Origin of the sequence: Paracoccus fistulariae, assembly GCF_028553785.1 — a bacterium.
Lineage (GTDB): Bacteria > Pseudomonadota > Alphaproteobacteria > Rhodobacterales > Rhodobacteraceae > Paracoccus > Paracoccus fistulariae.
This window is the reverse complement of sequence record NZ_CP067136.1, coordinates 2,415,155-2,426,972: the sequence shown is the minus strand read 5'-3', so window position 1 is coordinate 2,426,972 and position 11,818 is coordinate 2,415,155. Positions and strand designations below refer to the sequence as shown.

Sequence of the window (11,818 nt, the reverse complement as noted above, 5' to 3'; positions counted from 1 at the left end):
TCAGCCTTTCTCGGGGATCCTTGCGACCATGCGCAGCGCGGTGGTCAGTTCCTCCATCTGCAGCCAGGGGCGCATCCATACGACCGCATTATAGCTGCCGGGCTTGCCGGGGATTTCCTCGACCGTGACCTTGGCCTCGCGCAGCGGATATTGCGCCCGCATTTCCGGACCCGCATCGTCATTGGCATTGACGTAATTGTTGATCCAGCGGTTCAGCCAGGCCTCGCAATCATCGGCCTCCATGAAAGAGCCGATCTTGTCGCGGCCGATGACCTTCAGGTAATGCGCGAAACGCGAGGTCGCCATCATATAGGGCAGCCGGGCCGAGATCGCGGCATTGGCCGTTGCCTCGGGGCTGTCGTATTTTTCCGGCTGATGGGTGGTCTGGGCCCCGAAGAACACGGCGTAATCGGTGTTCTTGTAGTGGCAGAGCGGCAGAAAGCCCATCGCGCCCAGCTCACTGTCGCGGCGGTCGGTGATGCCGATTTCGGTCGGGCATTTCACGTCGGTATCGCCCTGATCGGTCGAGAAGAGATGCGTCGGCAGACCTTCGACACGGCCGCCATTCTCAGCACCGCGAATGGCCGTGCACCAGCCCGATTCCGCGAAGGCGCGGGTCAGGTTCGTGCCCATCACATAGGCCGCGTTCATCCAGCAGTAATTGTCATGCGGGATGCGGTCGCCCTCATAGCCGATGGCTTCGTCATAGACGAATTCATCCACCGTGCGACCGGCCTCGCCATAGGGCATCCGGGCCAGAACGCGGGGCAGGGTCAGCGTCACGAAACGGGAATCGTCGGATTTGCGGAAACCGCGCCATTTCGCATATTCGCTGCTGTCAAAGACCTTGGCCAGATCGCGCGGGCGCGACAGTTCGGTGTAATCCTCGAAGCCGAACATCTTCGGGCCGGCGGCCGAGATGAAGGGCGCGAAGGCTGCGGCCGAAACGTGGCTGATGCCCTGCAGGGTTTCCAGATCCTCGAAGCTGTTATCGAATTCGTAATCGCCGATCAGCGCGCCGATGGGTTCGCCGCCGGGGGTGCCGAATTCATCCTCATAGATGGATTTGAACAGGCGCGACTGGTCGAATTCCACCGCCTTGGCCAGATCGCGGCCGATCTCGCGCTTCGAGGCGTTCAGCACGCGGATCTTCAGGTTCTTGCCGGTATTGCTTTCGGTGACCAGGTGATGCAGCCCGCGCCAGCTGCCTTCCAGCCTGCTGAATTCGGGCGATTGCATGATCACGGCCAGCTGCTGAGAAATCTTGGCGTCAATCGCCTCGATCGCCTTGTTCAGCGTGATCGTCAGGTTGCGGTTATAGCTGACGGTGCCGGACAGGGCGGCTTCGGTCAGGTTGCGCAGCAGCGCCTCGGTCTGATCCGGCTCGGTCTGGCGGGTGGCGCCGATGACCTGATCCAGCAGGCTGCTTTCCTGCAGCTGGGGCGTGGCGGTGCTTTTCTGGGAAGTGGCAGACATCAGGCGGTTCCTTTGTCAGCGGCGCGGGCGCCCAGTTCGTCCATCAGGCGGCGAACAGCCTCGTTATCCTGCAGGATGCCCTCCAGCAGGGTTTCCAGATCCTCGGACCGGTCGGCCTTGGCCATCAGGTCGCGCAGCTGATTGCGGCTTTCCAGCAGCTTTTTCAGCGCGGGCACCTGATCGACGACCTGCGCCGGTTCGAAATCATCCAGCTTCGAGAAGGCCAGATTGACGCGCATCGTCTCATCTTCCTCGCTCAGCGTGTTTTCGACCTGCAGGTTCAGACCGGGCGTCATGCGGGCCATGACGGTGTCAAAGTTGTCGCGGTCGATCTGGACGAATTTGCGTTCGCCAAAGGGCTTCAGGTCCTGGGTCGGATTGCCCGAGAAATCCCCCAGAACGCCGACAACGAAGGGCAGCTCTTTTTCAAGCATCGCGCCTTCTGTCTCGACCTCGTACTTGATGTGAACACGCGGCTTGCGCACGTTCTCCAGTTTCTTGTGAATACTCGCCATGACGGCCTCCTGAACAAATCTATCTGAAATCGAGCTTGCCGAGACGTCTGCCCTGCAGGGGCTGGTCGCTCAACAGGCTATGGTTGCGGTTTCCTCATTCCGGCGAATTATCGCCGTCGGGGTTTCGAATGCCGGCATTGGTCATCACCGATGCGCGGGCGGAGTCATCCGGGATCAGCTCTTGCAGCAGCGTCAGGAAGTCCATCCTGCCCCGCCGGACCAGGGTTTCCAGCGCGAAGCCGATCGGGGAATGCGGCTCGGCCTTGCGGAAATAGGCCGAGATCCGCAAAAGCTGGTCAAAGGCCTCTTCGCGCGAAGTGATCGGCCCGGTTGCCGTCGCCTGCGCGGGCGAGGCCGCCGGTTCGTGTTGCGATTCGGGTGCTGCGGCCTGTGGTTCCGTCAGTTCGGCCAGCCGACGCACGGTGCGTTCGGTATCATCCAGAATGGCGCGGATCTGCGCGGTTGGCGGCGCGGCAGCGCCCAATTCGTCGGTCAGCACCTGATCCAGCAGCGCCAGTTCCTCTTGCGCGGCGCGGATATCGGCAAAGATCCGGCCCATCGCGGCAGGCCCTGCCGCCGCCATGGCCGAGGCGACACCGGGCGAGGTCGTCGCATCCATCGTCATCCACAGCGAATTTTCGCCCCAGCCACTTCCCGGCACCAAAGGCACCAGCCGCAGCGGCTGGATCAGCGTGCCCTCGCGGCCGACGCCGTTCAGCCCGGCCAGCGCGGCAAAGGTGTCGTCGTCAGGCTCTTCCGGTTGGGGGTGCAGGGCGGTGCCGAAATTCTGGATCAACTGCCGAATCAGCCTCAGACTGCGGGCCAGACCGGCATGTCCATCCAGCCGCGTTTCGGCCTCGGTCAGCCAGACGAGCGCCTCGACATCCTTGGCGTGATCGGCCAGAAGCCGGGTCGCCATTTCCCGGACATTCTGCCATGCGGGGCTCAGCGAAATCGCTTTTCCGGCGTTTTCAGACGCTTCCTGCTGGCGTTCGTCCTGACGCGCCTCATTCCGGCTGTCACGCAATTGCCGGTATATTGAAACGACCGGTTCAGTTGTCCGGGGATCGGGGCCGGTCGGCAATAATCCGCCGATGGCCATTTCCAGACCCGGCGTCATTTCGTGATTCGGATTCCCTATAAAATCATCCATCTATCAAAAACTTACCTGACACCGATCATGACGAAACACCGATTTATTTACGCATTTATAACGATTGCTGTCATATATTCTAGGGTTGCTATTTCTTTTGCTTTGGTAGCAGCTTCCCCGCAATCATTATGCCGAGCCAATCGGTTGGACTTTGTTTGGGGTCTGCGGACGCGCCATATGGGTGCCCTGCGGGTGTGTGTTTTTGAATGGCCGTTATTGATTTGCATCAACTGTTGGGGCGACTTGAGCCGGTTCTGTCGACCGCGCTTGAACGCGCTGCTGCGCTGGCGGTGCGTAATAATCACGCCACGCTGGAACTGTCCCATTTCCTGAACGCGCTGAGCCATGAGGCCGGTCCCGCCGAATTGATCGAGATCTGTGGCGGCGCGCCCGGCACCGTCATTGCCGAAACCGACGCCGCCCTGGCCGAAATGCCGCGCGATGCCAGCGGCGCGCCTTCGCTGGCGACATCGGTGGTGACGCTGGCCCGCGAAGCCTGGGCGGCGGCCTCGCTGCGGTTTTCGCAGGATCGGGTGACGCTGCCGGTGCTGCTGCTGACGCTGTGCAGCGAAACCGATCTGCGCGCGGCGCTGCGTGTCAGCGCGCCCTCGCTGCTGAAACTGAACCTGTCGCGTCTGGAAGAGCTGGCCTCGGCCCAGCCGGCGCAATCGCCGGGCAGCCCTGCCCCCGCCACGGGCGAGGATTTTTTGGCGCAATTCGCCACCGACCTGACGGCCGATGCCCGGGCCGGTCGGCTGGATGCGGTGATTGGCCGGGACGCAGAGCTGCGCCAGATGGTCGATATCCTGATGCGCCGCCGCCAGAACAACCCGATCCTTGTGGGCGAAGCCGGCGTCGGCAAGACCGCGATTGTCGAGGCCTTTGCCCTGATGATCGCCGAGGGCCGCGCGCCCGCCCGCCTGAAAGACGTGTCGGTCCGGGTTCTGGATCTGAACATTTTGCAGGCCGGTGCGGGCGTGAAGGGTGAATTCGAACGCCGCCTGAAAGGCGTTGTCGATCAGGTCAAAGCCTCGCCCACGCCGATCATCCTGTTCATCGACGAGGCGCATACCCTGATCGGGGCAGGGGGCAGCGCCGGTCAGGGCGACGCGGCCAATATCCTGAAACCGGCCCTGGCGCGGGGTGAGTTGAAGACCATCGCGGCGACGACCTGGGCCGAATACAAGAAATATTTCGAAAAGGATCCGGCGCTGACCCGCCGTTTCCAGACGGTGAAGGTCGCGGAACCCGATATCGAAACCGCGATTCGCATGATGCGGATGCTGGCGCCCCGGTTTCAGGCCCATCACGGCATCCCGATCCGCGACGATGCCCTGCGCGCCGCGGTCGAATTGTCGGCCCGCTACATCCCGGAACGTCAGTTGCCGGACAAGGCCGTCAGCCTGATCGACACGGCGGCCTCTGCCGTCGCCATGAGCCGCGAAACCGACCCCGAGGCGCTGGCCGCGCCGCAGCGTGAAGCGCAGATGATCCGGGCGGAAATCGACGCGCTAGCGCTGGAACCGGCCAAATCCGGGCTGCCCGAGCGGCTGCGCCAGTTGAAGGCCGATCTGGCCGAGGCCGAGGCCGAGGCCGCCGCCGCCGGGGAACGCCTGGCGCAGCAGCGCGAATTGGCTGATGCCGCCGATGCCGTCGAGGCCGCAGGCGGCGCGGATGCGATGAAGGATCTGGCCGCGGCGGAACGCAAGCTGGCCAAGGTCGCGGGGGAAGAGCCGCTGGTCCACCGCGTCGTGGATGCCGGTGCCGTGGCGCAGGTGGTTGCGCGCTGGACCGGCGTGCCGGCGGGACGCCTGCTTCGCGATCAGATCTCGGCCGTGTCCTCATTGGACGAACGGTTGAAATCGCGGGTTCTGGGACAGGATCGCGCGCTGGACGGGCTGTCGCAGGCGATGCGCGTGGCCCGCGCCAACCTGCAGGACCCGCGCCGTCCGCAGGGCGTTTTCCTGATGGTCGGCACCTCGGGCGTGGGCAAGACGGAAACCGCGCTGGCGCTGGCGGATGAGCTGTTCGGCGGTCCCTCGGGCCTGACGGTCATCAACATGTCCGAATTCAAGGAAGAGCATAAAGTCTCTTTGCTGATGGGATCCCCGCCCGGCTATGTCGGCTATGGCGAGGGCGGTGTCCTGACCGAGGCGGTCCGCCGCAGGCCCTATGGTGTGCTGCTGCTGGACGAGATGGACAAGGCCCATCCCGGCGTTCAGGACATTTTCTATCAGGTCTTCGACAAGGGCACGTTGCGCGATGGCGAGGGCCGCGATGTCGATTTCCGCAATACGGTGATCCTGATGACCGCGAATACCGGCACCGATACGCTGGCGACGCTGGCCGAGGATCCCGAAACCATGCCCGAAGGCGAGGCGCTGACCGCCACGCTGAAACCCGAGCTTCTGTCGCAATTCAAGCCCGCCTTCCTGGGCCGCGTCTCTGTGCTGCCCTTCCTGCCCCTGTCGCGGGATGTGCTGGCCGGGATCGTCGATCTGCAACTTGGCAAGATCGCCGACCGGCTGATGACCAGCTATGGCACGCAGATGGATGTGACCGACGCCGCCCGCAACATGCTGGCCGACGCGGCTGAGGCGGGCGATACCGGCGCGCGGGCGATCGAAGCGATGCTGTCGCGCGATCTGCTGCCACGGCTGGCTGACTTTTTCCTGGATTCGGTTCTGCGCAATTCCATGCCGCGCAGCATCGAAATTGACGTTGACCAAGGATCCGACCTCACCGTTACGGCGGTCGGACCGCGGCGGCGTCGTGCGGGCTAAGAGACTGTCTTGGACCCGTTAAATATACCTCATTTCACTTTTTTGGAGTAACATATGCCCATCTATCTTCAGCTTGACGGCATCCCCGGTGACGCGACCCACGAGACGCACAAGAACTGGATGGATATCGAGACCCTGCACTGGAATGTTGCGCGCAACATGAACACCGCCGCAGGCTCGACCGCGAACCGCGAAGCTTCCGAGCCGACCGTCAGCGAAGTCGTCATCACCAAGGTTTCCGACAGCTCGTCGACGAAGCTTTTCGCCGAAGCCTGCACCGGCCGCACCGGCAAGACCACGGTCATCCACCTGGTCACCACCGGCAACCCCGGCGATACCTATATCGAGTACAAGCTGACCAACACGCTGGTCTCGAACTACTCGGTCGATACCTCGGGCGACCGTCCGGTGGAAACCGTGCACCTGAACTTCACCAAGATGGAAGTGAAGTACACCCCGTTCGACGATCAGCACAAGCCGAAGTCGCCGATGATCGCGTCCTACGATCTGGCCACCACCAAAGCCGGCTGATCGCGCTTTCTTCACAACCAGGCAGGGGGCGTTGCGGCGCCCCATGCCAGCCGCCCGTTCCCGCGGCACATGACAAGATACCCCGAGGATATCATGCGCAAGATCCTGGCAGGCCTCGTGACCGGAATGGCCCTGATCGCAACTGCGGCGGCGGCCGACGACATTCTGACCGCCGGCGATCTGCGTGATGCCATACGCGGCGACGGCTTCAGTTATCGCGGGGTCATGCGCGACGGCGATTCCGCCATCGCCTTTGCCGAGGGCTATGTCGCAGCGCTTTCCACAATCACCGAGTGGTGTGATCCGGGCATCGCCCCGCATGAGGTTCTGGCCCGCGTCTATGACCGGATCGACGGCCTTGAGGCAGAGGCGCAGGATCAGCCCGCCGAAGTCGCTGTGGCCCAGACCCTGCAGCAGCTTGGTCCCTGTAACGAGGATGGACAGTCTGAATGACGAAAAATATTCCCTATGACACGCTTCGGGCGAATTACGCGCCCTCGACACCAAGCCACGCGGGCTATGTCTCGCTGGCGGATCTGTATCGGCAGATCGGCTGGGACGAATTCATCAGCAATCCGAATTACCAGAACACCTGTGCGATCCGCGTCAGCCTTGCGCTTGTGAAGTCCGGCTATCCGCTGACTGCGGGCTCGCATCGCATTCTTTCCGGGCCATATAAGGGCAAGCGGGTGCAGGTCAGCATGACGAAGCTGGCCGACCTGCTGGCGACCCCTGCCTGGCTGGGCAAGCCCGAGATCCTCTCGGCCCAAAACCCTGCCAGCGCCCTGCGCGCGCGACGTGGGATCATCGCCTTTCACGGCATCGCGGGCTATGCGGGGGGCGGTCATATCGACCTGATCGACAACTCCGCCGACGCGTTGAACTGCGCCAGCGCCTGCTATTTCGGCGCCAAGCAGGTGTGGTTCTGGCCGCTCGCCAGATCGCCGCGCTCTTGATCCGTGTGGGCGTCTTGAAGTCATTGATGACCGGGAATGTCCTGTCCCGGTCAAATGCATTTTCTGCATTTAACGATGACGGGGTAAGACCATGGCTGCAGCAGATTTTCTTCAGGCTGAGCGGATTCTGCGCATTGACAGCGCTCTGGGAGCGGATCAGCTGCTGGCGCAGAAGCTGCATTGGCGCGAGGCGATTTTCGAGCTGTTCGAGGGGCGGGTCTCGCTGCGGTCGAAATCGCCGGATCTGACGCCGCAGGATCTGCTGGGCAAGCCGGTCGATCTGCGGCTGGAACTGGGCGGGGGCCGGCTGGGGCGGCCAGGTGATCCCGCGCATCGGCATGGAGGTGATGGTCAGCTATCTCGACGGCGACCCCGACAGGCCCGTCGTCACAGGCGTCGTGCCGAATTCGCGCCAGAAGGTGCCATATGACCTACCTGCAAAAAAACCCGGACCGTTCTGCGCTCGAATACACACAAGGGCGATGGCTTCAACGAACTGAGCTTCGAGGATGAGGCCGGACAGGAAGACATGTTCTTCCACGCCCAGAAGGATATGACCACCAAGGTGCTGAACAACCAAAGCGCCAATATCCAGGCCAACAGGGTGGACACGATCGGCCAGAATGCAGCGACCTCGGTCGGCGTCAATTCCGTCGAACGCGTGGGCAGCAGCAAGAGCGTGACCGTCGGCGGAGGAGGCTTCGGTTTGCTGACGCAGATGCTGCCGTTGCTGCAGGCGGGAGGGAAGCTGTTCAAGAAGGCGGGGCAGAAATCCGGCACCGAGCCCGTGACGGCCCTGGGTGGTCAGATCATGCAGGGCGCAGAGGTTCCGATTGAGATGATGACCTTGCAGGGGATCAACGGCTTCGTTTCGACCGGCGAACATCGCCAAGGACAGGGCGTCGCGCAATCGGGGGCGGCGGCATCGCTTGCCGCGCAGTTGGGCTCGTTCCTGGGCGGATCGGGCATGTTGAACACGGTGGTAGAGCGTTTCCGCACGGACACCGTGGGCGTTGCGCGGTCAGAACAGATCGGCATGGCCAAAAGCACGGTGGTCGGAAACATCATGACGACATCGGTTGGCAAGACCAAGAAGCTGGTTGTGGGCGAAGATTACGACTACGAGGTCAAGCGCTCGATCTTTGGACGAACCGTCAAGCATGTGCTGCACGCGAAAGAGAAATTCGTCATCGGCGGGCCGGGCGGCACCATTATCATCGACGACAGCGGGGTGACGATCAAGACGACCCATCTCAAGGTGAAATCGCCTCAGGTCGATTTCACCTCTGGTAGCCCCGATCAGGTCAGCGCGCTGAAATCCGACCTGCCATTCGTGGAGGAATGCAAGAATGAGAAATCCTAAAGGAACCCACGTGATTTCTCTTTGAACGCGTTAGTGGGATAGGGCGGATGATAAGGCTGAGTGAAGCGCAGATTGATGGCGACAGAGTTGCGCGGCTTGCTGCTTTCGATGCCCGCGTTGCCAGGCGGTTGCGCGAAATCCATGGCAATGACAACGACCCCGACTGCACTGACCTGACAGCATCCGTGACAGAAGCGCGCAGCTATGCCCAGTCACTGGGCTTCAAGGCCGAGCAACATCTGTTCGATCTGATCGAAGCGCAGTACCTGAACGGCACGGCCATACAACGCGATCCTGGCTTTCACGCGATACTGAACCGACCCCTTCTGACCAACGAAGAAAAATGCCGACATATCCGCGCTCGGTTCGTGACCGTGCATTCGGTAGGTAAGGAAGGGGACAGGGTGGCATGAACGATCTTAGTACGACCTTGGCCCCCGACGATCCGGTCCAGGCCTGCCCGGGGAATTGCGCCGAGGCTATGGCGCGGGCCAGTTCAGAGGTCGACCGGATCGCGCGGATGACTGGTCTTAGCCGTGCTCGCGGACATCCGATGAATACCGATTTCATACCCGGCGAAATACGTAGGAACGAGGCTATTACGGCAGCTTATCAGCAGCTGGGGAAAGATGCCCCCGATAATTGGTGGATCAGACTGGCGGGTTACGTGTCTGTTCAGGGTGGCTGCGCGATGCAGCGCACACAGGATCTGGACGCTCAGACTGGTGGAAGATTGTTCGTCGACCCGGCTGACGCGCTTGAAGCACTGGGCGACGCCAATATCACCATCTTTTCCAGCATCTATCCGGCCAACAAGTTTATGAGTGACTGCGGCTACGCACGACTGAAGGAATGTGTGGCGCGTGGCGAGGTCGAGGTCAGTGACGACATCATGGCTGGACTGGAATTGCTTCAGAAGGGCGATTTGCGGGGTGCGGCCGATATGATCGCCTTGTACGAGCAAACCGAGATCGTGCAGCCGGTATACGAACGTTATCCTGAGGTTTTTGAAGGCATCGCCGCTGCCGAGGAGTTCGCAGCGGGCTTCCCCCCGCTGAGGGCCTTGGGCTATGACGATCAAAGCAGTATCGCCGTCGCCTATCAATGTACGCGCGATCCGGACCAGATAGTGCCACTTGGTGATCTGGATATCAGCAATCCGCAAGATCGCGTCAGATATTACCGGCGTCTGATGGACCGCATGATGGTCGTCGAAGGTTTGTGATGATGCGTCGTGTCCCTCTGATCATCGCTGCGGTTATGTCGATCCCCCTTCTTTTTTCCTGGAGCCTATTGACCATGCGCGCCGCCTCGAAAGCCTCGCCACAGCGCCCTGTTATCGAGATCAGCGCGCGAGTTCTGCAGCAATATACGCAATTTCTTCGCGAAAACGATCTTCAGAAAGAAGAGGCGAATATTCGTCGTTATGAAGATCCGGACGATTTTCCCTATTATCTGACCGCGCGTGCCGATGATCGCTATGTCGACGACCCCGGCGGAATTGTCCTGACTTATGCAGCGGTGGATTGCCCGGTCACGCTTCCGGCGGGCCGACAGTTCAGATTCGGTCATGTTGGACCGATCCTGGATGACATCGAAGCGATCTTCCCCCTTGAGCCGATGTCATGGGACGACATGCAGGCAATGGTTACGGAGTTGATCGGACGTTTTGACGGCGCAGGCTGGAAGCGCGTTCCTGCAGGGCCGCAGGGCTTCTCGGTCACCGACGGGATCACGGCGGCGGACTTTCTGCGGGTGAAGTCGGGGACCAAATGGACACGGGTCGGCTACTGGCGACCCTGCGACAGTCCGGAGGTGCTGGCCTATGCCGAAGTGCGACACTACGATTCCTCTTCCCCGGGATCTTTCATGCCACCTGCCGCGCTGAGCCAACCCTTGCCGGATGAGGCGCCCGATCGCTTCCTGATGCGCGTTACATTTCGTGCCGATGATCCCGTCCGCGATGAACTGCGCGAGTTGCGCGATGCGCGCCGGATCGAGGTGACGGGCCATCCCGACAGGGAAATCCCGGTCTCGATCTGGTTTGATGACCCGGACTGGCGGCCCGACGACTGGAACGGTAAGTTTGTAAAGTGATTCATTGAAGGATCCAGGGAGATGCCAAGATGTCAAAACCCATAGCCACGCTTGGCGATATGCATAGCTGCCCCCGACATCGCGGCGGCCCGGTCGTTCAGGCCGGGCAGTCACATGTCAAGCTGAACGGGATTCCCTTTGCCGTCCAGGGCGGGTCATGTCTGTGCGATTCCTCCAGGTCGGACGGCCTGGCCAGCGGCGCGTCGCGCGTCAGGATCAATGGCCAGCAGGTCATGCGCATTGGTGATAGTACGTCGCATGGCGGCAGGATAACGACCGGCAAATCCGGCGTGACGATAGAGTAGCGCTGAAGGGCGGGATGTGATTTTGCTGAAACCTACAGATGATCTTGCCGAAAACCTGGGCGCGATCGCCTTCGACCTTCCGGAAGACGCGCAGCTTTACCTGCTTCTGGATGCGTCCAGCAGCCCCGAGATCCATGTCTATCTGGATGCCTTCCCCGACCCTGCAACTTGTCTTTTCGGCGGAGAATTGGGCGAAAATGCGGGTGAGGTCGCGCCATGGCTGGCAGCGCCGTCACGCTATGGCGATATGTTCGATTGGTTTGCCGAGGAAGGCTGGGGCAAGAATTGGGGGGTGCTGATCCAATCCCGCCTGCCAATGGCGAAACTGAAGACGCATCTGAAGAAATTCCTGATGGTCGAGCTTGAATCGGGTGAGAAGAATTTCTTCAAATTCTACCGTCCGCGCCATCTTGCGACTTTCATGCCCTTGCTGGAGGGCGCGGATCTGCAGCGCTTCATGAAGGGCATCGACGCCTATCTGATCGAGACCCCGAACGACGCGATGCAGGCTGTCAGATACAGCATGAATGAGGATGGTGCGTTGCTGACACGGCGGGAAGATCTGTGTTCTCAGGACGGCGGTTGATACTGCGGATCTCGCTGTCTTAATCGGGTGGCAATGCGTGACTGATCTTTGGA

14 protein-coding genes are annotated in these 11,818 nt (G+C 61.4%); 11 read left to right on the top strand and 3 right to left on the bottom strand.

Going from position 1 to position 11,818, the window contains the following annotated elements; genetic code table 11:
• The 3 genes from tssC to JHX87_RS11975 form a co-directional block, all read right to left on the bottom strand.
• On the bottom strand, positions 1–1,476 hold the full coding sequence (gene tssC, locus JHX87_RS11985; RefSeq protein ID WP_271883923.1) for a type VI secretion system contractile sheath large subunit: 1,476 nt from the start codon (positions 1,474–1,476) through the stop codon (positions 1–3).
• The gene (tssB, locus tag JHX87_RS11980) at positions 1,476–1,991 is read right to left on the bottom strand and encodes a type VI secretion system contractile sheath small subunit (protein WP_271883922.1); all 516 of its coding nucleotides are present in this window, start codon (positions 1,989–1,991) and stop codon (positions 1,476–1,478) included. Before tssB ends, tssC begins: the two co-directional genes overlap by 1 nt.
• Positions 1,992–2,085: 94 nt before the next feature.
• Positions 2,086–3,144 carry a type VI secretion system protein TssA gene (locus JHX87_RS11975; RefSeq protein WP_271883921.1) on the bottom strand — a complete coding sequence of 353 codons (1,059 nt, stop codon included), beginning with the start codon at positions 3,142–3,144 and terminating at the stop codon, positions 2,086–2,088.
• 206 nt (positions 3,145–3,350) lie between these two features.
• Between JHX87_RS11975 and tssH the strand changes: the two genes are divergently transcribed.
• The 11 genes from tssH (at position 3,351) to JHX87_RS11920 (ending at position 11,765) form a co-directional block, all read left to right on the top strand.
• On the top strand, positions 3,351–5,927 hold the full coding sequence (gene tssH, locus JHX87_RS11970; RefSeq protein ID WP_271883920.1) for a type VI secretion system ATPase TssH: 2,577 nt from the start codon (positions 3,351–3,353) through the stop codon (positions 5,925–5,927).
• A 54-nt stretch (positions 5,928–5,981) separates the two neighbouring features.
• Positions 5,982–6,458, top strand: coding sequence for an Hcp family type VI secretion system effector (locus tag JHX87_RS11965; protein WP_271883919.1), 477 nt, complete (start codon positions 5,982–5,984; stop codon positions 6,456–6,458).
• A gap of 93 nt (positions 6,459–6,551) precedes the next feature.
• Entirely contained in the window at positions 6,552–6,911 is a 360-nt protein-coding gene (locus tag JHX87_RS11960; protein ID WP_271883918.1) for a hypothetical protein, read from the top strand.
• Positions 6,908–7,414, top strand: coding sequence for a type VI secretion system amidase effector protein Tae4 (locus JHX87_RS11955; RefSeq protein WP_271883917.1), 507 nt, complete (start codon positions 6,908–6,910; stop codon positions 7,412–7,414). Before JHX87_RS11960 ends, JHX87_RS11955 begins: the two co-directional genes overlap by 4 nt.
• Positions 7,415–7,752: 338 nt before the next feature.
• Positions 7,753–7,914: a hypothetical protein gene (locus tag JHX87_RS18470; RefSeq protein WP_334220879.1), complete on the top strand. Its 162-nt coding sequence runs from the start codon at positions 7,753–7,755 to the stop codon at positions 7,912–7,914.
• Complete coding sequence (locus JHX87_RS11945; protein WP_416381452.1) at positions 7,872–8,777, top strand: bacteriophage T4 gp5 trimerisation domain-containing protein; 906 nt, start codon at positions 7,872–7,874, stop codon at positions 8,775–8,777. The genes JHX87_RS18470 and JHX87_RS11945 overlap by 43 nt, the downstream gene beginning before the upstream one ends.
• A gap of 47 nt (positions 8,778–8,824) precedes the next feature.
• A complete protein-coding gene (locus JHX87_RS11940) occupies positions 8,825–9,190 on the top strand; it encodes a hypothetical protein (protein WP_271883914.1) in 366 nt (121 codons plus the stop codon).
• Entirely contained in the window at positions 9,187–10,002 is an 816-nt protein-coding gene (locus JHX87_RS11935) for a DUF2515 family protein (RefSeq protein WP_271883913.1), read from the top strand. The genes JHX87_RS11940 and JHX87_RS11935 overlap by 4 nt, the downstream gene beginning before the upstream one ends.
• The gene (locus JHX87_RS11930) at positions 10,002–10,874 is read left to right on the top strand and encodes a hypothetical protein (protein ID WP_271883912.1); all 873 of its coding nucleotides are present in this window, start codon (positions 10,002–10,004) and stop codon (positions 10,872–10,874) included. Before JHX87_RS11935 ends, JHX87_RS11930 begins: the two co-directional genes overlap by 1 nt.
• Positions 10,875–10,903: 29 nt before the next feature.
• A complete protein-coding gene (locus JHX87_RS11925; RefSeq protein ID WP_271883911.1) occupies positions 10,904–11,179 on the top strand; it encodes a PAAR domain-containing protein in 276 nt (91 codons plus the stop codon).
• Between the two features lie 22 nt (positions 11,180–11,201).
• Positions 11,202–11,765, top strand: coding sequence for a DUF4123 domain-containing protein (locus JHX87_RS11920; RefSeq protein ID WP_271883910.1), 564 nt, complete (start codon positions 11,202–11,204; stop codon positions 11,763–11,765).
• Positions 11,766–11,818: the final 53 nt, after the last annotated feature.

What these genes read in the sequence shown, in the direction of transcription:
- JHX87_RS11930 (WP_271883912.1), top strand. Translation starts at nt 10,002, where the DNA reads ATGATGCGTCGTGTCCCTCTGATCATCGCTGCGGTTATGTCGATCCCC.
- JHX87_RS11965 (WP_271883919.1), top strand. Translation starts at nt 5,982, where the DNA reads ATGCCCATCTATCTTCAGCTTGACGGCATCCCCGGTGACGCGACCCAC.
- JHX87_RS11955 (WP_271883917.1), top strand. Translation starts at nt 6,908, where the DNA reads ATGACGAAAAATATTCCCTATGACACGCTTCGGGCGAATTACGCGCCC.
- JHX87_RS11975 (WP_271883921.1), bottom strand. Translation starts at nt 3,144, where the DNA reads ATGGATGATTTTATAGGGAATCCGAATCACGAAATGACGCCGGGTCTG.
- JHX87_RS11940 (WP_271883914.1), top strand. Translation starts at nt 8,825, where the DNA reads ATGATAAGGCTGAGTGAAGCGCAGATTGATGGCGACAGAGTTGCGCGG.
- tssC (WP_271883923.1), bottom strand. Translation starts at nt 1,476, where the DNA reads ATGTCTGCCACTTCCCAGAAAAGCACCGCCACGCCCCAGCTGCAGGAA.
- JHX87_RS11935 (WP_271883913.1), top strand. Translation starts at nt 9,187, where the DNA reads ATGAACGATCTTAGTACGACCTTGGCCCCCGACGATCCGGTCCAGGCC.
- JHX87_RS18470 (WP_334220879.1), top strand. Translation starts at nt 7,753, where the DNA reads ATGGAGGTGATGGTCAGCTATCTCGACGGCGACCCCGACAGGCCCGTC.
- tssH (WP_271883920.1), top strand. Translation starts at nt 3,351, where the DNA reads ATGGCCGTTATTGATTTGCATCAACTGTTGGGGCGACTTGAGCCGGTT.
- tssB (WP_271883922.1), bottom strand. Translation starts at nt 1,991, where the DNA reads ATGGCGAGTATTCACAAGAAACTGGAGAACGTGCGCAAGCCGCGTGTT.
- JHX87_RS11925 (WP_271883911.1), top strand. Translation starts at nt 10,904, where the DNA reads ATGTCAAAACCCATAGCCACGCTTGGCGATATGCATAGCTGCCCCCGA.
- JHX87_RS11960 (WP_271883918.1), top strand. Translation starts at nt 6,552, where the DNA reads ATGCGCAAGATCCTGGCAGGCCTCGTGACCGGAATGGCCCTGATCGCA.